This window comes from Xanthomonas sp. NCPPB 2864 (genome assembly GCF_056675615.1).
The window spans coordinates 163,580-186,478 of record NZ_JBWWVS010000001.1 but is presented as its reverse complement, the minus strand read 5'-3'; the positions used below and the strand labels follow the sequence as shown (position 1 = coordinate 186,478).

General features: G+C 66.6%; 25 protein-coding genes and 1 tRNA gene. 5 read left to right on the top strand and 21 right to left on the bottom strand.

The annotated features are described in order from the left end of the window. Nucleotides 1-388 precede the first annotated feature (388 nt). Nucleotides 389-754 (top strand): hypothetical protein, encoded by a 366-nt coding sequence (locus AC1KVE_RS00710; protein WP_104576445.1) that lies wholly within the window; start codon nucleotides 389-391, stop codon nucleotides 752-754. A gap of 90 nt (nucleotides 755-844) precedes the next feature. Here the strand turns inward: AC1KVE_RS00710 and AC1KVE_RS00705 are convergent, their stop codons facing one another. Further along, on the bottom strand, nucleotides 845-1,270 hold the full coding sequence (locus tag AC1KVE_RS00705; protein ID WP_104576446.1) for a GNAT family N-acetyltransferase: 426 nt from the start codon (nucleotides 1,268-1,270) through the stop codon (nucleotides 845-847). A 26-nt stretch (nucleotides 1,271-1,296) separates the two neighbouring features. Then, nucleotides 1,297-1,947 (bottom strand): LysE/ArgO family amino acid transporter, encoded by a 651-nt coding sequence (locus AC1KVE_RS00700; protein WP_221234064.1) that lies wholly within the window; start codon nucleotides 1,945-1,947, stop codon nucleotides 1,297-1,299. Between the two features lie 76 nt (nucleotides 1,948-2,023). Between AC1KVE_RS00700 and AC1KVE_RS00695 the strand changes: the two genes are divergently transcribed. From AC1KVE_RS00695 to AC1KVE_RS00685, 3 genes are all read left to right on the top strand, one after another. Continuing rightward, nucleotides 2,024-2,917 carry a LysR family transcriptional regulator ArgP gene (locus AC1KVE_RS00695; protein WP_104576447.1) on the top strand — a complete coding sequence of 298 codons (894 nt, stop codon included), beginning with the start codon at nucleotides 2,024-2,026 and terminating at the stop codon, nucleotides 2,915-2,917. 231 nt (nucleotides 2,918-3,148) lie between these two features. Further along, nucleotides 3,149-3,823: a 7-cyano-7-deazaguanine synthase QueC gene (gene queC / locus AC1KVE_RS00690; protein WP_039519526.1), complete on the top strand. Its 675-nt coding sequence runs from the start codon at nucleotides 3,149-3,151 to the stop codon at nucleotides 3,821-3,823. Nucleotides 3,824-3,870: 47 nt separating this feature from the next. Then, nucleotides 3,871-3,946 (top strand) — tRNA-Lys (locus AC1KVE_RS00685). Between the two features lie 230 nt (nucleotides 3,947-4,176). Here the strand turns inward: AC1KVE_RS00685 and AC1KVE_RS00680 are convergent. Next, nucleotides 4,177-4,500 carry a hypothetical protein gene (locus AC1KVE_RS00680; RefSeq protein WP_181142416.1) on the bottom strand — a complete coding sequence of 108 codons (324 nt, stop codon included), beginning with the start codon at nucleotides 4,498-4,500 and terminating at the stop codon, nucleotides 4,177-4,179. Then, nucleotides 4,497-4,712 carry a hypothetical protein gene (locus AC1KVE_RS00675; protein WP_146095707.1) on the bottom strand — a complete coding sequence of 72 codons (216 nt, stop codon included), beginning with the start codon at nucleotides 4,710-4,712 and terminating at the stop codon, nucleotides 4,497-4,499. The genes AC1KVE_RS00680 and AC1KVE_RS00675 overlap by 4 nt, the downstream gene beginning before the upstream one ends. Nucleotides 4,713-5,236: 524 nt before the next feature. Here AC1KVE_RS00675 and AC1KVE_RS00670 point away from each other — a divergent pair. Next, a complete protein-coding gene (locus AC1KVE_RS00670; protein ID WP_104576448.1) occupies nucleotides 5,237-6,103 on the top strand; it encodes an aldo/keto reductase family oxidoreductase in 867 nt (288 codons plus the stop codon). Between the two features lie 190 nt (nucleotides 6,104-6,293). Here AC1KVE_RS00670 and queE read toward each other — a convergent pair whose 3' ends face one another. The 17 genes from queE to aspS form a co-directional block, all read right to left on the bottom strand. Then, complete coding sequence (gene queE / locus AC1KVE_RS00665; protein WP_104576449.1) at nucleotides 6,294-6,977, bottom strand: 7-carboxy-7-deazaguanine synthase QueE; 684 nt, start codon at nucleotides 6,975-6,977, stop codon at nucleotides 6,294-6,296. 42 nt (nucleotides 6,978-7,019) lie between these two features. Then, on the bottom strand, nucleotides 7,020-7,838 hold the full coding sequence (ybgF, locus tag AC1KVE_RS00660) for a tol-pal system protein YbgF (RefSeq protein WP_104576450.1): 819 nt from the start codon (nucleotides 7,836-7,838) through the stop codon (nucleotides 7,020-7,022). A gap of 6 nt (nucleotides 7,839-7,844) precedes the next feature. Then, a complete protein-coding gene (gene pal / locus AC1KVE_RS00655; RefSeq protein ID WP_016904129.1) occupies nucleotides 7,845-8,363 on the bottom strand; it encodes a peptidoglycan-associated lipoprotein Pal in 519 nt (172 codons plus the stop codon). Nucleotides 8,364-8,420: 57 nt separating this feature from the next. Then, entirely contained in the window at nucleotides 8,421-9,740 is a 1,320-nt protein-coding gene (tolB, locus tag AC1KVE_RS00650) for a Tol-Pal system beta propeller repeat protein TolB (protein WP_024939948.1), read from the bottom strand. 276 nt (nucleotides 9,741-10,016) lie between these two features. Next, nucleotides 10,017-11,054: a cell envelope integrity protein TolA gene (gene tolA / locus AC1KVE_RS00645; RefSeq protein ID WP_046343846.1), complete on the bottom strand. Its 1,038-nt coding sequence runs from the start codon at nucleotides 11,052-11,054 to the stop codon at nucleotides 10,017-10,019. After that, nucleotides 11,044-11,493, bottom strand: coding sequence for a protein TolR (gene tolR / locus AC1KVE_RS00640; RefSeq protein ID WP_016904126.1), 450 nt, complete (start codon nucleotides 11,491-11,493; stop codon nucleotides 11,044-11,046). Before tolR ends, tolA begins: the two co-directional genes overlap by 11 nt. Nucleotides 11,494-11,728: 235 nt before the next feature. After that, nucleotides 11,729-12,508 carry a protein TolQ gene (gene tolQ, locus AC1KVE_RS00635; RefSeq protein ID WP_016904125.1) on the bottom strand — a complete coding sequence of 260 codons (780 nt, stop codon included), beginning with the start codon at nucleotides 12,506-12,508 and terminating at the stop codon, nucleotides 11,729-11,731. Between the two features lie 11 nt (nucleotides 12,509-12,519). Then, on the bottom strand, nucleotides 12,520-12,978 hold the full coding sequence (ybgC, locus tag AC1KVE_RS00630) for a tol-pal system-associated acyl-CoA thioesterase (RefSeq protein WP_481092030.1): 459 nt from the start codon (nucleotides 12,976-12,978) through the stop codon (nucleotides 12,520-12,522). A 52-nt stretch (nucleotides 12,979-13,030) separates the two neighbouring features. Then, a complete protein-coding gene (gene ruvB / locus AC1KVE_RS00625) occupies nucleotides 13,031-14,071 on the bottom strand; it encodes a Holliday junction branch migration DNA helicase RuvB (RefSeq protein WP_046346028.1) in 1,041 nt (346 codons plus the stop codon). A gap of 39 nt (nucleotides 14,072-14,110) precedes the next feature. Further along, nucleotides 14,111-15,229: an SMI1/KNR4 family protein gene (locus tag AC1KVE_RS00620; protein WP_481092031.1), complete on the bottom strand. Its 1,119-nt coding sequence runs from the start codon at nucleotides 15,227-15,229 to the stop codon at nucleotides 14,111-14,113. Nucleotides 15,230-15,231: 2 nt separating this feature from the next. Next, on the bottom strand, nucleotides 15,232-17,139 hold the full coding sequence (locus tag AC1KVE_RS00615) for a potassium transporter Kup (RefSeq protein WP_026064726.1): 1,908 nt from the start codon (nucleotides 17,137-17,139) through the stop codon (nucleotides 15,232-15,234). Nucleotides 17,140-17,191: 52 nt separating this feature from the next. Next, nucleotides 17,192-17,776, bottom strand: coding sequence for a Holliday junction branch migration protein RuvA (gene ruvA / locus AC1KVE_RS00610; RefSeq protein ID WP_016904121.1), 585 nt, complete (start codon nucleotides 17,774-17,776; stop codon nucleotides 17,192-17,194). Nucleotides 17,777-17,894: 118 nt separating this feature from the next. After that, nucleotides 17,895-18,419 (bottom strand): crossover junction endodeoxyribonuclease RuvC, encoded by a 525-nt coding sequence (gene ruvC / locus AC1KVE_RS00605; RefSeq protein ID WP_054591027.1) that lies wholly within the window; start codon nucleotides 18,417-18,419, stop codon nucleotides 17,895-17,897. Nucleotides 18,420-18,531: 112 nt separating this feature from the next. Then, on the bottom strand, nucleotides 18,532-19,260 hold the full coding sequence (locus tag AC1KVE_RS00600) for a YebC/PmpR family DNA-binding transcriptional regulator (RefSeq protein ID WP_024940614.1): 729 nt from the start codon (nucleotides 19,258-19,260) through the stop codon (nucleotides 18,532-18,534). Nucleotides 19,261-19,335: 75 nt separating this feature from the next. Next, on the bottom strand, nucleotides 19,336-20,022 hold the full coding sequence (locus AC1KVE_RS00595; protein ID WP_054591028.1) for an alpha/beta hydrolase: 687 nt from the start codon (nucleotides 20,020-20,022) through the stop codon (nucleotides 19,336-19,338). A 226-nt stretch (nucleotides 20,023-20,248) separates the two neighbouring features. After that, nucleotides 20,249-20,776 carry a GNAT family N-acetyltransferase gene (locus tag AC1KVE_RS00590; protein WP_054591029.1) on the bottom strand — a complete coding sequence of 176 codons (528 nt, stop codon included), beginning with the start codon at nucleotides 20,774-20,776 and terminating at the stop codon, nucleotides 20,249-20,251. Nucleotides 20,777-21,125: 349 nt separating this feature from the next. Continuing rightward, a complete protein-coding gene (aspS, locus tag AC1KVE_RS00585) occupies nucleotides 21,126-22,892 on the bottom strand; it encodes an aspartate--tRNA ligase (RefSeq protein ID WP_065032679.1) in 1,767 nt (588 codons plus the stop codon). Nucleotides 22,893-22,899 lie beyond the last annotated feature (7 nt).

The following is a 22,899-nucleotide window of genomic DNA, read 5'->3' as shown; positions in this document are numbered from 1 at the left end:
AACACCGCGGATGTGCCCGCAGCCATTGATGCCATCGCACACACAGAAAGCGCCCGCCAGGGCGCTTTCTGCGTTTATCCCGCACGCTCACCGGCATTCGGCGCAGACAGCTCAGGCACCGCAACGCGCGCCCAGTGCTCACAAAATAAGCTGGAAAACAAGCGCTCAAGTCACTCAAAAGCGCTTGTTTCCAGCGCCATGCCTGGTTACGCTGCGCCGGTCGAAAGAGAGCAGGCCGGATGGTAGCCCGGCCACCGTCTGCAGCGCAGGCGGCATCTTAGCCATCGGTACCCACGACATCCGCAGCCGGCGATGCCGGCACTGCAGGTGTGTCCGTACTTGCTCTCGTCACCGCTCGGCACGCCTTCTCAATCAGGAAGGATCACCCGTGAACACCAGCATCGACAGTCATGATCTGCATCGCCCAATCAACGATGAGCATGCCAACGTGCATGCTTGCGCATACGCAGGGGCCGCAGACGCAAAGCCATACGACGATGCCTTCTCGCACTGGCAACAAGCCCATCTCGACACGCGCGTGATCTGGCGGCGGCAGCTCATGCTCCAGGGCGGCATGTCGGTGCTGTTGGCGGCCTGGCAGATGCCGCATTCGCTGCGCTGGGAGTGGGAAGCCATCGACCTGCTGCAGGATCGACACCTGTGCGGCGGCAACTGCGATTCATCACTGGCGGCAATGCGCGCTGCCGATGCCTGGCCGGCGCTGTGCGGTGACGAGGTCGCAGTGCTTGCCTAATACCACGCGGCGCGGCAGCGCGTTGAACCGTCCTTCTGCCCCGACGCAGTGCCATGCCGGTGCGGCCGCGCAACAGCCGGCCCGCCGCGGCTAGCGCGTGTAGAGACCGGGACGATAGCGTTCCATCAGCGACTGCGGAGCCAGCGGCGGCGTGAAGCCGTAGCGCGCATAGAGACCATGCGCATCGCTTGTGGCCAGGCTGAAACGGCGCAGCCCCTGCAGATCGGGGTGCGCCATGACCGCATTCATCATTGCCTTGCCATAGCCCTTGCCCTGATGCTCGGGCAACACGAACACATCGCCCAGATAGGCGACGGTTGCATAGTCGGAAACCACCCGCGCAAAGGCCACCTGCCCGCCCTGCAGAAACCCGCCGAAGCATAGCGAGTTGGCGATGGAGCGCTGTACTACCGCAAGCGGGATGTCCCTGGCCCAGCTGCTGTGCTGGGCCAGGTAGCGATGGACCAGCGCAACATCGAGTTCGGAGTGATCGGTGGAAACGCGCAGCGGCGACATGACGACAGCTCCGGCAACAGTGGGCCTCAGGGTAGCGCCTGCGCAGGCAGCAGCAACAGTGCGCACAGCACCAGCATGAATCCTGCGATCGCCGCATCCAGCACACGCCACGCGCGCGGATCGCGGAAGGCCGGCTGCAACAAGCGCGCGCCATAGCCCAGAGCGGAAAACCAGGCGATGCTGGCCAGGCACGCACCCGACGCGAATGCCCAGCGCAGCTGGCCCGGGTAACGCGCGGCCAGGCTGCCCAGCAGCAGCATCGTGTCCAGATAGACATGCGGGTTGAGAAAGGTAAATGCCAGGCACGCCAGCATGGCGCGCTGCCAGCGTTGCGCACCCGCCTGCGACGGCGCCAACCCGCTGGTGCCACACCAGGCCCTGCGCGCAGCCAGCGCGCCATATGCCGCGAGAAATGCAGCTCCCGCATAGCGAAGTCCCTGCAACAACTCCGGCCACTGCGTCACCAGCACGCCAATCCCGGCTACGCCCAGCACGATCAGCGCGATATCGCCGAACGCGCAGATCGCCACCACCAGACCGACATGCTGGCGCTGCAGTCCCTGCCGCAGCACGAATGCATTCTGCGCACCGATTGCGATGATGAGACCTGCGCTGGCGATAAAGCCAGAGATTGCGGCTTGAAGGAACACGAGCACCTCCCGGATCACAGGCGCCAATGCTGGGCGTTCCGCTGCAATTAGGAAAACTAAATCTTCTGTATCCTGCTTAGAACTTCTAATCCCGCCGAACGCCATGGATCTTCTGCATCCGCAACTGGCCGCATTCGCTGCCGTTCTCGAGGAAGCCAGCTTCGACGCCGCTGCGCGGCGGCTGTCGGTGACGCCGTCGGCGATTTCGCAGCGGATCAAGGCGCTGGAAGACCGGCTCGGCCAGGTGCTGGTGATCCGCAAAGCCCCCTGCCGCCCTACCCCGGCCGGCGAACGCCTGCTACGCCGGGTGAAGCCGATGCAGGTCCTGGAATCCGAAGCGATCGCCGACTTCCTCCCTGGCGACAGCAGCGCCGGGCATCCGCGCACGCTGGCCATCGCCGTCAACGACGACTCGCTGCAGACCTGGTTTCTGGCGGCCCTGTCGGCGCTGCACCGGGAGCACGGCGTCCTTTTCGATGTGCAGATGGACGACCAGGACCACACCCTGGAGCTGTTGCGCTCCGGGGCGGTGCTCGGTGCCGTCACCGCCGAGCGCAAGCCGCTGCAGGGCTGCAATGTGCAGGCGCTGGGAGTGATGCGTTACCACGCCATCGCATCGCCCGCATTCGTTGCGACGCATTTCAAACAGGGCTTCAGCGCAGCGGCCCTGGCCCACGCACCGATGCTGGTGTTCAACCGAAAGGACACGCTGCAGACCCGCTTCGTCCGCCGCATCACCCGCACACAGGTGGCGCCGCCGATCCACTACCTGCCGACCTCGACCGGTTTCGTCGAAGCGGCCGCACGCGGACTCGGCTGGTGTCTGGCGCCGGAATCGATGGTCGTACCTGCCGTGCGCAACAGACAGGTGGTCATCATCGACCAGACACGCTGGCTCGATGTGCCGCTGTACTGGCAATGCGCCGCAGTGCGCTCGAGCGCCCTGCAGCAGCTGGGCCAGGCCCTGCTTAAGGCCGCGGCTGCGAGCCTGCGCTGAGACCGGCCGTGCCGCACGCGAAACGGGCGGGCAATACCCATGAACGAGCGCGCAACTGCCGGCAGGCTATCGCACCGGATTGGCCTGCAGGTGCATCGCTGCCCTGCCCGCGCACGCTTGGCACAGCCGCGTTGCCCGGCATCCCGCTGCCGCCGCAGCGACAGCCGGGTCGCCGTGCCACGCCGAGCCTGCTAGCCTTTCCGCTTATTCCGTTGTGATTGCCGATCCGTCATGAAAAAAGCCGTTGTTCTGTTGTCCGGGGGCATGGATTCCGCTGCCGTCATCGCGCTTGCGCAGGAGCAGGGCTTTGCCGTGCATGCCTTGAGCGTGCGCTACGGCCAGCGCCATACCTCCGAGCTGGACGCCGCCGCGCGCGTGGCGGCGGCGCAGGGCGTCATCGCGCACAAGGTGGTGGACGTGGACCTGCGCAGCATCGGCGGCTCGGCGCTCACCGACGACATCGACGTGCCCGATGCCGGCGGTGACGGCATCCCGGTCACCTACGTGCCGGCGCGCAACACCATCATGCTGTCGCTGGCACTGGGCTGGGCCGAGGTGATCGGCGCCAACGACCTGTTCTGCGGCGTCAACGCGGTCGATTATTCGGGTTACCCCGACTGCCGGCCCGAATTCGTGCGCGCCTTCGAAGTGCTGGCCAACCTGGCCACCAAGGCCGGCGTCGAAGGCGCCGGCCTGCGCGTGCACGCACCGCTGCAGTTCCTCAGCAAGGCCGACATCGTGCGTGAAGGCGTGCGCCTGGGCGTGGACTTCGGCCTGACCGTGTCCTGCTACCGCGCCGACGCCGACGGACGCGCCTGCGGCCACTGCGACGCCTGCCGCCTGCGTGCCGCCGGTTTCGCCGACGCCGGCGTCGCGGACCCCACCCACTACGCCATTTCGCCTTGACGCCGCTGTAGGGTAGAATGCGCACCCCGGCGCACTGCCGGGACAGTGGGCCGTTAGCTCAGTCGGTAGAGCAGAAGACTTTTAATCTTTTGGTCGATGGTTCGAATCCATCACGGCCCACCAATCAAATCAGCAACTTGAAGAGCGCCGAAGGCGCTTTTTTTGTTTGTCCGCCGGAAAGTTGCCGGGACCTGCGTCGCCAGGGACCCTGCGTCACGGCCGCGAAGTCGGATGGCATGCACCATCTGCCGCGACTGGCGCGCTGCCGTCAACGCCGGCTCCTCTTTTGCCGATCGCGCGTGTCATCTTGCAGGTGGTGGGCCCGGCGCAGGCGGCCGTGGCGTTCTCGCCAATCATGCGGCTCCCGTCTTCTGGATACGCGATTGCACGCGCCGCGTTCGTCGCGCAGCTCCTGCGGCGCGTGCCTGCTTGCGCAACCAGCTGAGGACGTCCACTGCAGCGTCCACGCGCATGCAGACATGCAGGCGGCCCAGCACGACGCTCTGCGCATCGCCGCCCGGCAAAATATCGTCAAAGCCAGTGGCTTCGCAGGCGATCAGGACGGGCGAGGCACCGGGTTGCGCGTCGGAATGCAGCATGGCCAGCACATAGCCCTGCATCATCTCGACGCTGAGGACGACGCCCGTGCAGACGCGGAACTGTTTGCCCAGGCTCATCGCTGCGGCTCCGTCAACGCGCTATCGACGCTAGCGATTGCATCGGCGCCGGCAAGCGTGAGCGCATGCACAGCCTTACCTGCGACGCCGAGATGGGCATTCGGGCTTCGCCAAGCGGCACGCGTCGCTTCGAGGGCATTGGAGATCGGCCCCACATCATGGACGACCTGGTACGCCACAGACGTGGGTGCTTCATGGGTGTCGTGAGACATGCTGGATTCCTTTTGTGTTTTGGAATCCGCCACCCAGACGCCAATCGGGGTGGCGGACGGTACGCGGTTGGCGTGCCGGCCAAAAGGACCCGGTGGGCCTTGCGGCCCCCGCGCACCGCCCGCCATAAAACTGGCCGGCATGCGCCCGCGACGATGCGGGCGATAAAAAAGCGCCGTGCATCGGTCGATGGGCGCTGGTGCGCCTTTTGGTTCGGGACGCCAATCCCGGCCGCCGATTGTGCGGCGACGTTGGCATACTCGCGCCGCCGCTTGGCGCCTGTCAATGCAGAACGTGCAACGCGGCGGCTTCAGCCGCGAAGAAACGCGGCGAAAGCACTGCCCGCGCAGCCAGCAAAACCTGAAACTCCAGCACATCCCGCCGGACGATCGGCCCGGGGCGCTGCGGCTGCGCCCATATGCCACAAGCCCTGGCGGCAGTGGACTGGCGCGGCAGCAAATGCGAATTCACATGCCGCGCCACGTTTCCTATCGTTGTTGGCTCAACGACACGCGAGCGCCACGCCATGACCAACATCGAAAAAGCCGGAACGTTTTTGCTTGGAGACCGCAAGCTCACCCGCATCGGCTACGGCGCAATGCAGCTGGCGGGGCCTGGCGTGTTCGGCCCGCCCAAGGATCGCGAGGGTGCGCTGGCGGTGCTGCGCGAAGCCATCGCGCTGGGCGTCAACCATATCGACACCAGCGATTTCTACGGGCCGCACATCACCAATCAGCTGATCCGCGAGGCACTGCATCCCTACCCGCAGGAATTGACCATCGTCACCAAGATCGGCGCCGCGCGCGGCACGGATGGTTCATGGCTACCTGCCTTCTCGCCGCAGCAGCTGGTCGAGGCGGTGCACGACAATCTGCGCAACCTGGGGCTTGAAACGCTGGAGGTGGTCAACCTGCGCGTGATGTTCAAGACGCAGGAGCCAGCTGAAGGCTCGATCGCCGAGCAACTGGAAGCCTTGATCAAGCTGCAGCGCGATGGCCTGGTGCGGCACATCGGCATCAGCAACGTCACCGCGACGCAGGTGGCCGAGGCACGCGCCATGACCGATATCGTCTGCGTGCAGAACATGTACAACATCGCGCATCGACACGACGACGAAATCGTCGACACGCTCGCGCGCGACGGCATCGCCTACGTGCCGTTCTTCCCGCTCGGCGGCTTTTCGCCATTGCAATCGTCCACGCTTGCCGCTGTTGCCCAGCGCCTGGCCGCAACCCCGATGCAGGTGGCACTGGCGTGGTTGCTGCAGCGTTCGCCCAACATCTTGCTGATTCCGGGGACCTCGTCGGTGGCGCATCTGCGCGCCAATCTGTTCGCGGCGGAACTCAAACTGCCGGCCGATGCCGTCGAAGAGTTGAACAGGATCGCCGCGTAAACGCAGGCGGCTGCCTCCTGGCTCGCCTTGCACGGGGGACCGGAAGCAGCCAACGAAGCGTCGCGGGTGATCGTCAGGCGGGAGCGGACGGCATGCCAGCAACCGCAACGGATGCGTGGTACACGCCGATTGCGGGCAACCGGCCGCGCCTGCCTTTCTTGGGTGAGCGCGGTCGCTCTATCGCCCGGGCTTAGCGCCCCGGCTCATCGTTCCACAGCAGCTTGTGCAGCTGCATCTGGAAGCGCACCGGCAGACGATCGGCCACGATCCAGTCGGCCAGCTCCCGCGGCGTGACTTCGCTCTTGCTGGGCGAAAACCACACCGTGCAGCGGCGGTCCAGCGCATGCGCGGCGACAATCTCGCGCGACCATTCGTAATCGGCGCGGCTGCAGATCACGAACTTGATCTGGTCGCGTGCGGTCAGCAGCGGCAGATTCTCCCAGCGATTGCGCTGTTCCTCGCCGGAGGCGGGCGTCTTGATGTCGACCACGCGCGAGACGCGCGGATCCACGGCCGACACATCCAACGCGCCGGATGTCTCCAGCGAGACGTCGAAGCCGGCATCGCACAGTTTCTGCAGCAGCACCAGGCAGCGCTTCTGCGCCAACGGCTCGCCGCCGGTCACGCAGACATAGCGCACGCCGTGGCTAGCCACCTCGGCGACGATCGCATCGATGTCATGCCATTCACCGCCGTGGAAGGCGTAGGCGGTGTCGCAGTAATGGCAGCGCAGCGGGCAACCGGTCAAACGCACGAACACGGTCGGCCAGCCGGCGGCCTCGGCTTCGCCCTGCAGGGACAGAAAGATTTCGGTGATCTTCAATCGCGGCAACGGCGACTGGACGATCTCGCTGGGGACGGCGGCGGCGTTCATTGGCAAAGTATGCGTCACGCCCGAAGGCGCGCACGCGCGGGCTCAGCGCAGTTGCTGGCCGAGACGGATGGACTGCAGACGCTCCTGGGCCACGCGCGCTGCGTCGGAGCCGGGATACTGCGCTGCGACCTGCTGCAAGGTCTGCTGGGCCTGATCGTTCTTGCCTTCGCCATACTGCGACAGGCCAAGCTTCAACAGGCCGCCAGAGGCCTTGTCATGCGTGGGATAGCGGCTGACGAGATCGCGGAACTGCGCCTCGGCCAGCTGGAAATTTCGGGTGGCGTAGTAACTCTCGCCCAGCCAGTACAAGGCATTGGGGGTGTAGACGCCGTTTGGATACAGCTCCAGAAAACTCAGGAACAACTGCGAGGCATCGTCGTACTTGCCGTTCTTCAAGGCATCGAAAGCGACGTTGTAGGCAGTGCGCTCCTCGTTGCTGACGGCCAGGGTGCCTGGGTCGCCATGCACGCTGGGCGGCTTCTCGGAAGTTGCCGCCGCTGCAGGCCGCGCGGCCGGAGCCGGGGCGGGTGTGACGCTGCCGGTGGGAGATGGCAATGGCGGGGTTGCGCCACCTGCACCTTCCAGCCGATTCAGGCGTCCGTCCAGGTCCAGATACTGATCCTTGGACTGCTGCTTGAGTTGTTCGTTGTCGTGCTGCAGCTGCTCCACGGTCGCTCGCAAGCCCTGCAGGTCCGAACGCGCCTGCTGCAACTGGTTGAGGAGATCGTTGTTGGCCTGGCTGTTGGCCTGCTGCTGCTCGAGAACGGCAACACGATCAGCGAGACTGGCTCGCTGCGCGTGTGCCGGCGCGGCGACCACAAGGGCCGCCGCGACGAACAGGGATGTCACTCGAAAGCGCATCGCTTCTTACTGAGCCGTGTACACGATTTCGACGCGACGGTTCTGCGACCAGCAGCTTTCGCTGGTTTCGGTGCAGACCGGACGCTCTTCGCCGTAGCTGACGACGGTCAGCTGGCTGGCGGAACCGCCGGCAGCCTGCAGCGACGACGACACGGCATTGCCGCGACGCTCGCCCAGACCCATGTTGTACTCACGCGAACCGCGCTCGTCAGCATTGCCCTGCAGGGTGATGCGCGAGGAAGGACGGTCACGCAGGTACTTGGCGTGGCACGCCATGATGGCCTGGAATTCCGGCTTCAGGGAGTCCTGATCCAGATCGAAGTAGACGACGCGCTGGCGCAGGCAGGCATCGGTATCCAGGTCGCCCGGGCCGTACAGGCCAGAGGTGGACGGGCCGGTGGGAACGGAGGAACCAGCGGTGGTGTCAGTCGCAGGAGGCGGAGTTTCCTTCACCTTCTTCGAACAACCGGCCAGCACGGCAACGGACAACAGGGAGACAAGCAAGACGCGGGTGGACTTGTTCATGGGATACCTATGGAGGCTCTGGGCCAATGAGTGGTTTAACGCAGCGAAATATTAACATTAATGCGCGGTTCGGTAAGGCCCCCACGAAGGTTCTCTCACATCTCCATCCGCCAGGACCAGGCGCTGGCGGACACGAGCGTCGGCGGACACGGCGTAGAGCACGCCACGACCACCTTCACGTGCGGCGTACAGCACCATGCTGGCGTTCGGCGCAAAGCTCGGCGACTCGTCCAGCGACCCCGGCGAGAGCGTGCTCCAGCTCGGCGAACCCAGGCTGCGGTCCATCATGGCGATGCGGTAGCTGTTGCCGCTGCCCTGTGCCACGGCGATCTTCTTGCCGTCGAACGAGACGCTGGCGGTGGCGTTGTAGTTGCCCTGGAAGGTCACGCGGTTGGCGCTGCCGCCGCTTGCGGCCACCTGGTAGATCTGCGGACGACCGCCGCGGTCGGAGGTGAAGTAAATGCTGCCGCCGTCCGGCGCCCAGGTCGGCTCGGTGTCGATGCCGAAGTGATTGGTCAGCTGGGTCAACTGCTTGCTGCCCAGATCCATGACGTAGATTTCCGGGTTGCCGCTGCGCGACAGTGCCAGCGCCAGGCGGCGGCCGTCCGGCGAGAACGACGGCGCACCGTTGATGCCGCGGAAGCTGGACACCAGCTCACGTGCGCCGGTGGCGATGTCCTGCAGGTAGATCGAGGAATTGCCGCGCTCGAAGCTCACATAGGCCAGCTTCTTGCCGTCCGGGCTCCAGTTCGGCGACAGCAGTGGCTCGGCCGAACGCACGATGGTCTGCGGGTTGTAGCCGTCCGAGTCGGCCACCATCAGCGCATAGCGCATGGCGCCGCCCTTGCCGCTGGCGGTCACATAGGCGATCCGGGTCCAGAACGCGCCACGCACGCCGGTGATCTTTTCGTAGATCGCGTCGGCCATCTGGTGCGAGACATCGCGCATCGCATTGGCACGTGCGGTCATGGCCAGGCCGAGCAGACGCTCGCCCTTGGCCACGTCGAACAGTTCGTACTCGACGCGGTAGGCGCCTTCGCCGGCATCCATCACGCGGCCGACCACAATGTAGTTCTGCTTGAGCGTACGCCAGGTCTGGAACTGCACCTCGGTGCCGCGGGTCGGCTTCTCGACGATCTGCGCAACCGGCAACGTGCGGAACTGGCCGGAACGGTCCAGGTCGGCGCCGACGACGGCAGACACATCGGTCTGCGGCGCAGTGCCGGAGCCCTGGTACGGCATGGGCACGACGGTGATCGGCGTCGCCGAAGCGCTACCGCCGACGATATCGATGGTGAGCCCTTGCTGTTGCGCGAGCGCGCTCAGCGGCAACAACAGGGCGGTCAAGGCAGCTAGCCAACGCAGCGGTTTTTTCATGGACGGCTCGGATCGGGCAGGAAAAGTGTGCAAGGGATACCAATCAGCGAGTGAACATACTCGCAATCGTGAACGAGACAGCGTGAAAATGAAGCGAGTGGTCGCCCACTGGGGATTCCGGCGGCCAGCGAGCGAGCTTGCGTGCGGTGGCGCAGCAATACTCACCCGCCGGAACTGCGCCAGGCAGTCGGCCACATCCCGCAAATCTACCTTCCTACGAGGGGCGCAGCGCAGGTCATGCTGCCGCGCCCCGACCATCCAGGATCAGGGGGATGACTAATCCTGGGGGGTGAACACAAATGTCAGGTTGCGCTGAAACACCGACTCGAACCCACGGTACGGCAATGGCTGCGCGCTCAGCACCGCGGCCTCGATCGAGCGCTGGCCGGCCTCGTCGTAAGGGCAACCCGGCGCCACCTTGGCCTCCATCACGGTGCCACCCGGCAACTGGCGGATGTTGATGCTGCATTTCTGGCCCGGCGGCACCGACGGCGGGCGCACCCACTGCGCCAGCACCTTCTGCTGGATCGCCGCGGCGTACTTGGCCGACAGATCGGTATTGGTACCGCCCTGCCCTGCGGTCGGCTGCGCGGTGGCGGCGGCAGCCGACGAGGCCTGCTGCGCACGCGCGGCGGCGACCTGGCGCAGTTTCTGCTCGGCCAGCGCGGCTTCCTTGGTGGCCTGTTCGCGCTGGCGGCGGATCTCTGCGATCTTCTTTTCGCGTTCGGCATCGGCGGCAGCCTGCTGCGCTGCGGCCTGCTTCTTCTTGGCGTCGGCTTCTTCCTGCTGCTTGGCCAGGCGCAGTTTCTGCTCGGCCTCTTCCTGGCGTTTGCGCTCGGTCAGGTCGATCTGCTCCTGACGGCGCTTGGCCTCCTGTTCCTGCTTGGCCTTTTCCGCCGACAGCGCCAGCGCGTCGACGCGGTCCTGGTCGACCTTGTCCGGCTGCGCGACACGTTCCTGCGCCTGCGCCTGTTGCGGCGTGGGCGCATCCTGCGGACGCGGTTCGGGAATCGGCTGCGGCGGCGGCACGGTGTCTTCCGGCGCCGGTTCGGGCAGCGGTGCCGGCGGTGGCGGCGCCTCCACCGGCGTGGCCTTCAGCGCCTGGCGCGCAACGCGCGCTTCGGCGGCGGACACGTCCAGCGAGGCTTCCATGCTGGGGTCGCCCGCGGCCGGCTCGACCGAGCGTTCGGGCGACCACAGCCAGCCGGCGATGAACACCAGCGCGACCAGCACGTGCACGACCAGGGCCAGCACGACTGGCCGCAGCCAGCCATCCTCGCGCGCCGTCTGAGTGGGGAGTGCGTCAGCGTGCATCGCTGCCTGCAGTGCCGCCGGAGTCGGAGATCAGGCCGACCTTCTCGACCTTGGCCTGCTTGAGCACGTCGATGGCGTCCATGATCTTTTGATACGGCGCGGCACGATCGCCGGCCACGACCACGCGCGCGTCCTTGTCCTGCGCCACGATGGCGGCCAGTTGCGCCTGCAGCGCCGCCACGTCCATCGCCTGCGGCTTGCCCTTGGGCAGCTGCAGTGCGAGCTGGCCGTCGGCGGCCACCACTACCACCACCGGATCCTGCTTGCTCTCCAGCGCCTTGGCGCGCGAGCTAGGCAGGTTGACGTCGGTGCTCAGGGTCAGCAGCGGCGCGGTCACCATGAAGATGATCAGCAGCACCAGCATCACGTCGATATACGGCACGACGTTGATGTCGGATTTGAGCTTGCGCTTCTTACGGCGGGAAATACCGGAAATCATCGCGGAACGTTCCTATTGATCCCCCGCACATGGATGTGCGGGCTCTTGCGAGGGACTCGCCCATCCAATCCATCGCACCTGCGTGTGCGCGCTGTCGCGAGGGGCTTGCCTGTCCAATCCCTGCGCCACGCCAGACGCGCATGTGCGAACGCCGCACCTGCCACGTCCACGCACCGGGATGTGCGTGCCGTGACGGGGCATTCGCCTGGCTGCCGGCTGTCGCAGGGCACGCGCATTACTCGTCCGCGCCGGCCTGGCGCTGCAGGATCGAGCTGAACTCGTCGGCGAAGGTCTCGTAGCGCACCGACAGCCGTTCCACGCGGGTGGTGAAGCGGTTGTAGGCCCACACCGCCGGGATCGCCACGAACAGGCCGATGGCGGTGGCGAACAGCGCTTCGGAAATACCCGGTGCGACCGCAGCGATACCGGCCTGCTCGCCGCTGCTGACCATGTCGTGCATGGTCACCATGATGCCGAACACGGTGCCGACCAGGCCGACGTACGGGGCGGTGGAACCGATGTTGGCCAGCAATTCGAGATTGCGCTCGAGCTGGTCGACTTCACGGGTGAAGGCGGTGCGCATGGCGCGCTGTGCGCCTTCCAGTTGCACCCGCCCGTCCAGCCGGCGGCGGTCGCGCAGCCGCGAGAACTCGCGGAAGCCGCTCTCGAACATCGACTCCAGGCCGCCGACGGTGCGGTTACGGTCGGTGGCCGACGCGTAGAGCTTGGCCAGATCGGCGCCGGACCAGAAGCGGTTTTCGAACTCGTCCGCCTCGCGGTTGGCCTGCTTGAAGGCGCGCGCCTTGCGGAAAATGATCACCCAGCTGATGAACGAGCCGATCAGCAGCAGCAACACGATGATCTTGACCGGGATACTCGCCCGCAGAATCAGATCGACATAGTTGATGCTGCTGTTGTGCGCCACGCTGGCGGTCTGTGCCGCAGCGGCGGCAACGTCCTGCGGTAGTGCTTCCACTACCGTGTCCTGCAGGGCCAGGAGCAATGCAATCGACATCCGTTTGTTCCTCAGTAATCGGATTCTGGGGTTTCTAGAGCTTTCAACACGTCATACAGCGCATCGTCCATCCCGCGCGGGCGGAAGTCGCTGGTACCGAGTGCGGCAATGCGCACCTCGGCGGTCAGCAGCACTTCGCCCTCGCGACGTACCGACTGCGCAAACAGCAGGCTGGCCCGTTTGCATCGCAGCAGTACCGCCGACACTGACAGCGCGTCGTCGAGCCGGGCCGGCTTGAGGAAATCCAGTTGCATCGAGCGGACCGCGAACACCAGATCGTGCTGCTGGCGCATGCGCTCCTGCCCGTAGCCGAGTGCGCGCATCCACTCCGTGCGCGCCCGTTCCATGAAAGCGACGTAGCGCGCATGGTAGACCACGCCCCCGGCGTCGGTATCTTCCCAGTACACGCGTGTCGGCCAACTGAATACAGGCGGGGATGGGGGAATCGGGAGTCGGGACTCGGCGGTCATGGGCACGGATTGTTGGTCAAGACGGCCTGGGCGCGCGACGAACGGAGCATCATCAGAACAGCTCTCCCGGCTCGCCGAATCCTGGCGCGCGGTCCCGTGGCGGTTTCAGGCCCAGGTGCATGTAGGCCTTGTGGGTGGCCATGCGGCCGCGCGCGGTGCGGATCAAAAAGCCCTGCTGGATCAGGTAGGGCTCGATCACGTCTTCCAGCGTGCCGCGCTCTTCCGACAGCGAGGCGGCCAGCGACTCCACCCCAACCGGGCCGCCGTCGAAATGATCGACGATGGTGCGCAACATGCGGCGGTCGAGCTCGTCGAAGCCTTCCGGGTCGACCTTGAGCATCTGCATCGCCGCCTGCGCCACCGGCAGGTCGATATGCCCCGCCGCCTTGACCTGGGCAAAGTCGCGCACCCGCCGCAGCAGCCGGTTGGCGATACGCGGGGTGCCGCGCGCGCGGCGGGCGATCTCGGCCGCACCCTCGGGCGTGCAGTCGATGCCCAGGATCGCCGCCGAGCGGATCACGATGCGGGTCAGTTCCTGCGGCGAATAGAACTCCAGCCGCTGCACGATGCCGAAGCGGTCGCGCAGCGGCGCGGTCAGCAGGCCGGCACGGGTGGTGGCACCGATCAGGGTGAACGGCGGCAGATCGATCTTGATCGAGCGCGCGGCCGGGCCGTCGCCGATCATGATGTCGATCTGGAAATCTTCCATCGCCGGATACAGCACTTCCTCCACCACCGGCGAGAGGCGATGGATCTCGTCGATGAACAGCACATCGTGCGGCTGCAGGTTGGTCAGCAGCGCGGCCAGATCGCCGGCCTTCTCGATCACCGGGCCGGAGGTCGAGCGCAGGTTCACGCCCAGCTCGTTGGCGATGACATGACTGAGCGTGGTCTTGCCCAGACCGGGCGGCCCGAAGATCAGCACATGGTCCATCGCCTCGCCGCGCGCCTTGGCCGCTTCGATGTAGATCTCCATCTGCTCGCGCACCGGCTGCTGGCCCAGATAATCGGCCAGGCGCTTGGGGCGGATGCTCGCATCGGCGGCATCGTCTTCGCGGGTGGCACTGCTGGCGATGATGCGCTGTTCGGTCATCCCGCCATCTTCGCATGCCGCGTGCGGGCGGCGCAGCATCTAGCAATCAAGATCGGCCTGCCGCAGCACACTGAAGAACGCGTCGAAGCTGGGCGCGCGCCAGGTGGGGACCAGCCCCTCCCAGCGATCGAAATACACCACGTCCGGCTCGCACTGCGGGCCGCGCGCGCGATAGTCCAGGCACAACAGACAGTCAATGTTATGGCTTGACAGCACCAGCACCCGATCCAGGCCGGCGTGCAGGCAGGCCGCCGCGCTGAAGTCGTCGGGGTCTTCGAAGGCAGCGGCCAGATCCAGCAGGCTGCCGATCTTCGCCAGCGGCGACAGATACCGATCCACCAGCACGCATTCCCAATCCACGTAAAGATCGGAGGGAAAGCGGGTCCGCGGCACCCAGCACCAGCCGGTGTCGCCGCCGTCCTGGACACTGTAGAGCTGCTTGAACAACGCCGGCAGGCGCACGCCCAGGCGCGCTTCGGTGGCAGCCAACACAGAGGCGTCCGCAGCGGCCCCGCCGTCGTTCCAGTACCCGGCACCGCTCCAGAACGTGGTCAACGCGGGCGGCTGCGGCTGCCAACGCACCACATCCCCATCGTGCTTGGCCTGCAAGGCGGGCGACCAGTAGTGGACATCGACCAACTGCGACAGCAGAGCGTCCACGTTGGCGAACTCCGCCAGCCTGCGATTATTGCCTGCGTCGACATAGACCACGGTGGGCTCAACATCGGATACGGAGTAGTCCAGGCACAGCGCGCGGCTAGGCGTGCGGTCATCGGCGGCAATGACGATCAGGCGGCCGTCATCGCGACCGGCAGCCAGACCGGCAAATGCGTCATCGCGGTAGTCCTCGCGAGCGCGCACCTGTGCAAAGGAAAACAATTCTGCACTGCCAAGCAGGCGTGCACGCGGGATCAGCCATTCGGCCTTGAGCCAGTTGTCCGGTTCCTCAAGCGACTGGCCACGCGCCATCTGCACAGCGCCGCCGTCATAGCGTGCATACAGGCTGCGCAGCCACGCCGGCAGACGTACACCGAGCCGCGCCTGCGCCGCTGCGATGGCGGCCTCGCTCGCCGGCACGCGCCCGAGGTTGAGCGCTTCGTCCCAGAAGGTGTCCAGGCTCGGCGAACGACCGTAGATCATCCACTTGAGCGCTGCCATGCTCAGATCTCCACTTGCGCGCCCAGCTCGACCAGGCGATTGCCGGGGATGCGGAAGAAGCCGGTGGCCGGGGCGGCGTTGCGATGCATCAGCGCGAACAGCTTGTCGCGCCAGATCGGCATGCCGCGGTTGGCGCTGGCCACGATGGTCTCGCGGCTGGCGAAGAAGGTGGTGTCCATCGGGTCGAAATGGATGCCGCCCTGGTCACAGGAACGCATCAGCGCCAGCGGCACGTCCGGCGTTTCCATGAAGCCGAAGCGCACATAGACGCGGTAGAACTCGTCGCCGATCGATTCGATCTGCAGGCGCTTGTCCGCCGGCGCGTACGGGATCGGCAAGGTGTCGACGTTGAGGAAGATGTTGCGCTCGTGCAGCACCTTGTTGTGCTTGAGGTTGTGCATCAGCGCATGCGGCACCACCATCGGGTCGGCGGTGAGGAACACCGCCATGCCCGGCACGCGCGCCGGCGGGGCCAGCATCAGGCCCGGCAGGAAGCTGTCGATGCGGATGCCGTCCTTGCGGATTTCCTCGCGCAGCAGCGCGCGGCCGCGGCGCCAGGTGCGCATCAGGGTGAACACCACGATGCCCAGCGCCAGCGGAAACCAGGCACCCTGCAACAGCTTGGCGCCGTTGGCGATGACGAAGGCCAGCTCGATGAAGAAGAACACCACGCACAGCGGCAGCACCCAGTTGCGCCAGCGCGGCCACAACGAGCGCGCCACCAGCGCCAGCAGCAGGGTATCGATCAGCATGGTCATCGACACCGAGATGCCGTAGGCCACCGCCAGATTGGTGGAACTGCGGAAGATAAGCACCAGCGCGATCACCATCACCATCAGCAGCCAGTTGATGCCGGGCACGTAGATCTGGCCGATGGTGGTGCGCGAGGTGTGCTTGATCAGCATGCGCGGGATGTAGCCCAGCTGCATCGCCTGGCGGGCCACCGAATAGGCGCCGGTGATGACCGCCTGCGACGCGATCACGGCCGCCAGCGTGGCCAGGATGATCATCGGATACAGCGCCCAGCCCGGCACTGCTTCGAAGAACGGGTTCTTCAGTGCGGAGGGGTGATTGAGCACCAGCGCGCCCTGCCCCAGGTAGTTGAGCAGCAGCATCGGCAACACGAAGAAATACCAGCCATGGCGGATCGGCTTGGCGCCGAAGTGGCCCATGTCCGCATACAGCGCCTCGCCGCCGGTCACCGCCAGCACCACTGCGCCCAGGATGAACACCCCGTGCCAGCCGTGCTCCATGAAGAAGCGGATCGCCCACCAGGGGTTGAAGGCCTTCATCACTTCCGGCGCGTCGACGATGTTCCAGGCGCCGATCGCCCCCAGCGACAGGAACCACAGGCAGGTGATCGGGCCGAACACCTTGCCGACCTTTTCGGTGCCGAAGCGCTGCACCATGAACACCACCAGCAGCACGATCACGGTGATCGGCACGATGAAGGGATGCAGGCTGGGCGCGGCGATTTCCAGGCCTTCGACCGCGCCCATCACCGAGATGGCCGGGGTGATCACGCCATCGCCGAAGAACAGCGAGGCGCCGAAGATGCCGAGAATGCCGACCACGTACGCCGAGCGCGACCCGCTGCGCAGGGTGCGCTGGGTCAGCGCCATCAAGGCCATGATGCCGCCCTCGCCCTCGTTGTCGGCGCGCATGATGATGGTGACGTACTTGAGCGTCACCGTGACCATCAGCGCCCAGAACGCCAGCGACAGCACGCCCAGCACGGTGTCGTGGTCGCTGGTCAGCCCGTAGTGCGGCGAGAACGCCTCCTTGAGGGTGTACAGCGGACTGGTACCGATATCGCCGAAGACGACGCCGATGGCGCCGATGACCAAGGCCATATGGCTATTGGCAGGCGCATGGCCGTGGCCAGCTGCGGAAGTGGGGGTCTGGGACATGGAGTGGGCAGGGTATCGCCAAGTGGCGTGAAGGAGAGGAGGACGGCGCGACCTAACGCAGCGCGGCCTGGAGGGCCTTGCGAATGACCGTGGCGACTTCGTCGCCTTCTGCCCCGGCCTCGCGTGCCATGCGTGCGGCCTCGGCCGGCTTGTAACCCAGTTGCTGCAAGGCCACCGTGGCTTCGGACACCGCATCCGGGCCGAGCTGGCCGGTGATCGGCGCGCCACTGCTGAAGTCGGCGGCGCGGTCGCGCAGCTCCACCACCATACGCTCGGCGGTCTTCTTGCCGATGCCGGGGATGCGGGTCAGCGCGGTGATGTCGCCGCTGGTGATCAGCCGGGCGAACTCGTCCACGCTGACCCCGGACAGCACCGCCAGCGCGATCTTGGCGCCGATGCCGGTGACCTTCTGCACGTCGCGGAACAGCCTGCGCTCGCCTTCGCGCAGGAAACCGTACAGCGACACGCTGTCTTCCTTCTGCGCGTAGTGGGTGAACAGGATCACGTCCCGGCCGACATCGGGCAGGTCGTAGAAGGTGCTCATCGGCGCCTCCAGCTCATACCCCACCCCACCGACATCGATCACCAGCCACGGCGGCTGCTTGTAGGCCAGCAGCCCGCGCAGGCGGCCGATCATTGGGCACCGCCTTGGCGGTGCCGGGAATGGGGAATCGGGAATGGGGAATCGCAACAGCGCGCGCTGCTGTGGACTCTGCGTTTGCAATTCCCGATTCCCGATTCCCGAATCCCGATTCTCATTTCTTGCGGCTCCAGGCCTGTTGGGTATTGACGCCCAGGCGCTGCGCGGTGGCGCGCACGTGGGCGTGAGTGATGGCGACCGCCAGTGCGTCGGCGGCGTCGGCCTGCAGCTTGCCTTTCAGGTTGAGCATGATGCCGACCATGTGCTGCACCTGCACCTTGTCCGCCCCGCCCTTGCCGACCAGCGCCAGCTTGATCTCGGTGGCAGCGTACTCGTGCACCGGCAGATCGCGCAGCACCACCGCGCAGATCGCCGCGCCGCGCGCGTGGCCGAGCTTGAGCGCCGAATCGGCGCTCTTGCCCATGAACACCTTCTCGATCGCCACTTCCTGCGGCCGGTAGGTCTCGATCACCTCGCCCAGCCCGTGCAGCAGGCGCTTGAGCCGCTGCGCGAAGTCGCCATCGCCCAGCAGCACCAGCGGCGCATGATAGACATGCCGGCTGCGACCGCTCTCGTCGACGTCGATGATGCCGAGCCCGGTGCGCTGGGAGCCGGGATCGATGCCGAGGATGCGGGTCATCGAAACGCCGGGATTGGGGAGTCGGGATTCGGGATTGGTGACGCACCTGCCGTGCGGCGATCGCATTGCTGTTGCGAATCCCGAATAACGAATCCCGCCATCCCGGCCATCATCAGGCGCCAAGCGCCGCTTGATCGACGTTCGAATAGACGTCCTGGACATCGTCCAGGTCTTCGAGCATGTCGAGCAGCTTGCGGACCTGCACGGCGGTGTCGCCGTCGACGGCGATGTCGTTTTCGGCGCGGAAGGTGATTTCGGCGTGTGCCGGCTCCAGGCCGGCGGCGGTCAGCGCCTGCTTGACCTGGGCGAAGGCGTCCGGGGCGGTCAGCACGTCGATGGCGCCGTCTTCCGGGTAGACCACCACATCGTCGGCGCCGGCTTCGATCGCCGCGTCGGTGAGGGTGTCTTCGTCGGTGCCGGCGGCAAAGCTCAGCACGCCCAGGCGCTTGAACATGAAGGCCACCGAGCCATCGGTGCCCATGTTGCCGCCGCACTTGCTGAAGGCATGGCGCACGTCGGCCACCGCGCGCACGCGGTTGTCGGTCAGGCAGTCCACGATCACCGCCACGCCGCCGGGGGCGTAGCCCTCGTAGCGCACTTCCTCGTACTCCACGCCTTCCAGCTCGCCGGTGGCTTTCTTGATGGCGCGCTCGATCACGTCCTTGGACATGTTCGCCGACAGACCCTTGTCCACCGCCACGCGCAGGCGCGGGTTGTTGGACGGATCGCCACCGCCGCCGCGCGCGGCGACGCTGATCTCGCGAATGATCTTGGTGAACATCTTGCCGCGCTTGGCGTCGGAGGCGTTCTTGCGGCCTTCGATGGAGGGGCCTCTACCCATGGGTGGTTCCAGACTGGCTTGGATGACAGGGCGCGGATTTTACCTGATTGCTCGCCCGCACCGGGGCGGCGGCGTTCAGTGGCGGAACCGGCCCTGGCGCAGGAAGCGCAGCACCTGCTGCGCGGCCTCGGGCGAGCGCAACAGGCCGCTGTGGCTGGCCTGCACCACGCAATGGTCGCGCAGCCCGGGCAGGCGGGTTTCGGCCAGCGCCACGGTGCCGTCCGAGCCGCCGTCCAGCGGCGCCAGCCATCGCCCCACCCCGCGCGCGACGGTGCCGGCGATCTGGCCGATCTCCGCCTCGCCCTCCCATTGCACGACACCGTGCTGCAGCAAGGCCGCGCTGCGCCCCAGCGCCCAGCGCCCGCCGCGGCGGGCCAGGCCGCGCGCGGCGGCGCTGCCGCACAACGGCGAGCCCAGACAGACCACGCGGCGCACCGGCAATTCGGGCGCGGCGCGCAGGGCCTGCAGCGCGACCAGGCCGCCCAGGCTGTGGCAGACCAGCAATTGCGCGCCGGTCGCCTGCAGGCGTTCGATCAGCCGTGGCACGGCGCGTTCGGGTCCGCCGAGCACACTGGCGTAGCCGAACAGCGCCGGCGCCAAGCCCTCGGCACGCAGCCGGCGCGCGAGCGGCAACAGCCAGTGCGCGGTGTTCCAGATGCCGTGCACCAGCAGCACGTCGGCGGTCGCGGCGCTCGCCCGCTCACGCAGGATGCGTTGGGAGTGACCCGGGATGAACGAGGGTGCGCCGGACGCGGACGTCATGACCGCGACTTGGCGCCGGCTTCAGGTGAGCGCGGATGTGCGGCGGATCTGCCGCAGGTCGCTTGCGCGCGAATCAACGCCACCCGCGCCGGGCCGGCAGACCGGCAACCGATGCGCGTGCCGGCCTGCAGGCGACCGAGGTAGGGATGGTGCCGGTGGCACTCAGCGTGGCCGGGCGCGGGCAACCGTGGTCGCACGCCGCGCCAGCCGGGCATCGGCGCGCCGTTCAATCGGCCGCAACGCGCGGGGTGCGGCGCAGGATGAATTCGCGGTCGAGGATCTTGCCGACCGGGAAATCGTATTCGCCGACCTTCTCGAACCCGTAGCGGGCGTAGAAACGCTGCGCGCCGAAATTCTCCGACCACACGCCAATCCACAACGTGCGCGGGCCGTCGCGCTCCAGCCAGTCCAGCGTGGTCTCGAACAGGCGGCTGCCCCAACCGCTGTTCTGGTAGTCCTTCAACAGATACAGCCGCTTGAGCTCACCGTCGCCGGGACGCACGTCCTGGTGCGGCAGCCCGCAGGGGCCGGCGGCAGCGTGGCCGACCAGCAGGTTGTCCATCTCCAGCAGCCAGATCGCATAGTCCGGATGCGCCAGCACGATGCGCGCGCGCTCGACCGCATAGGTCTCCTGCAGGAAGCCGTGCAGATCCTCCTGCGGGTACAGATGCCCGAAGGTTTCGGTAAAGGTCTGCGCAGCCAGCAGCGACAAGGCTTCGGCATCGTCCGGTGTGGCGCGGCGGATGCGGGTCATGCGGGCGTCTCGTGCCGGGTGGACGTGGCAGCTTCGCGCATGCGGTGGTGGGGTCGCAAGCGGGGATTCGGGATTCGGGATTCGGGATTCGGGATTCGGGAATCGGAAGAGCATCTGCGATCCGATACGCGTTTGCGGGCCGGCGCGGCGTGGACTGCGCGCAGTGCGTTGTTGAGGGCGAGCGCGGGGCAAGGCCCTGCGTCGCGGCTGCGGCAGGCACCGCCGCCGGTGTGGGCATCGATCGTTGAGCGGGGGCGCGATGCGCCCGCGGCATCTCTGCACGCGACACGCTGCACGGCGCAGCGTGTCGGCTGCACGGCCACGCTGGGGTGGCCGTGTGGGTGGCAGGTCAGACCTGCTTGGGGCGTACCTGCACGTGCACTTCGGCCAGCTGATCGGCGGCGATCGGCGACGGGGCGTCGGTCATCAGGTCCTGTGCGCCGGTGGTCTTGGGGAACGGGATCACGTCGCGGATGGAGTCGGTGCCTGCCATCAGCGCCGCGATGCGGTCGATGCCGAAGGCGATGCCGCCGTGCGGCGGTGCGCCGTAGTTGAGCGCATCCAGCAGGAAGCCGAACTTGGCGCGCGCTTCCTCGGCGCCGATGCCGAGCAGTTCGAACACCGCGCTCTGCATGTCCGGGCGGTGGATACGGATCGAGCCGCCGCCGATTTCATTGCCGTTGAGCACCATGTCGTAGCCGCGCGACACCGCCGTGCGGGCATTGGCGCGCAGGTCGGCGATGTCGTCCACCGCCGGCGCGGTGAAGGGGTGATGCAGGGCGACGTAGCGCTGCGCCTCCTCGTCCCACTCGAACATCGGGAAATCGGTGACCCACAGCGGCGCCCAGCCATCGGCGATCAGGTTGAAATCCTTGCCGGCCTTCAAACGCAGCGCGCCCATGAAGTCGGACACCTTGTTGTAGCCGCCGGCACCGAAGAACACGATGTCGCCGTTGCCGGCCCCGACGTGCTTGAGCAGCGCAGCGAAGGCGTCTTCGCTAAAGAACTTGGCGATCGGCGAGCTGACTTCGCCACTCGCCGACAGCTTGACGTAGGCCAGGCCCTTGGCGCCGTACTTGGCGGCGTGGGCGGCGTATTCGTCGATCTGCTTGCGCGACAGCGTGGCGCCACCGGGGATGCGCAGCGCGGCCACGCGGCCGTCGGCATCGTTGGCGGCGGCGGTGAACACCGGGAACTCGCTGCTCTTGACCAGTTCGGCCACGTCGACCAGTTCCAGCGCGATGCGCAGGTCCGGCTTATCCGAGCCATAGCGACGCATCGCCTCGGCCCAGGTCATGCGCGGGAACTGCGCGGCCAGTTCGACGTCCACCACTTCGGCGAAGATGGCGCGAATCATGTCTTCGACGAAATCCTGCACGTCGCGCTCGCGCACGAAGGCGAATTCCATGTCGAGCTGGGTGAATTCCAACTGGCGGTCGGCGCGCAGCGCTTCGTCGCGGAAGCAACGCGCAATCTGGTAATAGCGGTCGAAGCCGGCCACCATCAGGATCTGCTTGAACAGCTGCGGGCTCTGCGGCAAGGCGTAGAACTCGCCCGGATGCATGCGCGCCGGCACCAGGAAGTCGCGCGCGCCTTCCGGGGTGGCCTTGGTCAGGATCGGGGTTTCGATGTCCTGGAAATCGCGTGCGTCCAGGTGCCGGCGCAGCGCCTGCACCAGCTTGATGCGGGTGCGCTGCATGCGCTGCATTTCCGGACGGCGCAGGTCCAGATAGCGGTACTTCAGGCGCGTCTCCTCGCCCGGGTTCTCGTGCGCGTGGAACGGCAGCGGCGCGGCCTTGTTGAGGATGCTGATGCGGGTGGCGATCACTTCCACCTTGCCGGTGCGCAGCTTGTCGTTGACCGCGTGCCGCGCACGCACCACGCCTTCGACCTGCAGCACGTCCTCGTAGCCAAGGCTGGCGGCCACCTTGAACAGCTCGGCACTGGCGTCGTCGCCGGCCACCGGTTCGACCGTCACCTGCACGATGCCTTCGTGGTCGCGCAGGTCGATGAAGCACACCCCGCCCAGGTTGCGGGCCACGTCGGTCCAGCCGGCGAGAGTGACGGTTTGGCCGATCAAGGTCTCATCGACCAGGCCGCAGAAGTGGGTACGCATCGAAAGC

Bases quoted from the DNA above. Each gene is read 5' to 3' on its own strand.
- AC1KVE_RS00595 (WP_054591028.1), bottom strand. From the start codon at position 20,022: ATGACGTCCGCGTCCGGCGCACCCTCGTTCATCCCGGGTCACTCCCAA.
- tolQ (WP_016904125.1), bottom strand. From the start codon at position 12,508: ATGTCGATTGCATTGCTCCTGGCCCTGCAGGACACGGTAGTGGAAGCA.
- AC1KVE_RS00600 (WP_024940614.1), bottom strand. From the start codon at position 19,260: ATGGGTAGAGGCCCCTCCATCGAAGGCCGCAAGAACGCCTCCGACGCC.
- AC1KVE_RS00680 (WP_181142416.1), bottom strand. From the start codon at position 4,500: ATGAGCCTGGGCAAACAGTTCCGCGTCTGCACGGGCGTCGTCCTCAGC.
- tolR (WP_016904126.1), bottom strand. From the start codon at position 11,493: ATGATTTCCGGTATTTCCCGCCGTAAGAAGCGCAAGCTCAAATCCGAC.
- AC1KVE_RS00695 (WP_104576447.1), top strand. From the start codon at position 2,024: ATGGATCTTCTGCATCCGCAACTGGCCGCATTCGCTGCCGTTCTCGAG.
- tolB (WP_024939948.1), bottom strand. From the start codon at position 9,740: ATGAAAAAACCGCTGCGTTGGCTAGCTGCCTTGACCGCCCTGTTGTTG.
- AC1KVE_RS00615 (WP_026064726.1), bottom strand. From the start codon at position 17,139: ATGTCCCAGACCCCCACTTCCGCAGCTGGCCACGGCCATGCGCCTGCC.
- AC1KVE_RS00675 (WP_146095707.1), bottom strand. From the start codon at position 4,712: ATGTCTCACGACACCCATGAAGCACCCACGTCTGTGGCGTACCAGGTC.
- ruvA (WP_016904121.1), bottom strand. From the start codon at position 17,776: ATGATCGGCCGCCTGCGCGGGCTGCTGGCCTACAAGCAGCCGCCGTGG.
- queE (WP_104576449.1), bottom strand. From the start codon at position 6,977: ATGAACGCCGCCGCCGTCCCCAGCGAGATCGTCCAGTCGCCGTTGCCG.
- AC1KVE_RS00705 (WP_104576446.1), bottom strand. From the start codon at position 1,270: ATGTCGCCGCTGCGCGTTTCCACCGATCACTCCGAACTCGATGTTGCG.
- aspS (WP_065032679.1), bottom strand. From the start codon at position 22,892: ATGCGTACCCACTTCTGCGGCCTGGTCGATGAGACCTTGATCGGCCAA.
- tolA (WP_046343846.1), bottom strand. From the start codon at position 11,054: ATGCACGCTGACGCACTCCCCACTCAGACGGCGCGCGAGGATGGCTGG.
- ybgF (WP_104576450.1), bottom strand. From the start codon at position 7,838: ATGCGCTTTCGAGTGACATCCCTGTTCGTCGCGGCGGCCCTTGTGGTC.
- ruvC (WP_054591027.1), bottom strand. From the start codon at position 18,419: ATGACCCGCATCCTCGGCATCGATCCCGGCTCCCAGCGCACCGGGCTC.
- ruvB (WP_046346028.1), bottom strand. From the start codon at position 14,071: ATGACCGAACAGCGCATCATCGCCAGCAGTGCCACCCGCGAAGACGAT.
- AC1KVE_RS00590 (WP_054591029.1), bottom strand. From the start codon at position 20,776: ATGACCCGCATCCGCCGCGCCACACCGGACGATGCCGAAGCCTTGTCG.
- AC1KVE_RS00620 (WP_481092031.1), bottom strand. From the start codon at position 15,229: ATGGCAGCGCTCAAGTGGATGATCTACGGTCGTTCGCCGAGCCTGGAC.
- queC (WP_039519526.1), top strand. From the start codon at position 3,149: ATGAAAAAAGCCGTTGTTCTGTTGTCCGGGGGCATGGATTCCGCTGCC.
- AC1KVE_RS00670 (WP_104576448.1), top strand. From the start codon at position 5,237: ATGACCAACATCGAAAAAGCCGGAACGTTTTTGCTTGGAGACCGCAAG.
- pal (WP_016904129.1), bottom strand. From the start codon at position 8,363: ATGAACAAGTCCACCCGCGTCTTGCTTGTCTCCCTGTTGTCCGTTGCC.
- ybgC (WP_481092030.1), bottom strand. From the start codon at position 12,978: ATGACCGCCGAGTCCCGACTCCCGATTCCCCCATCCCCGCCTGTATTC.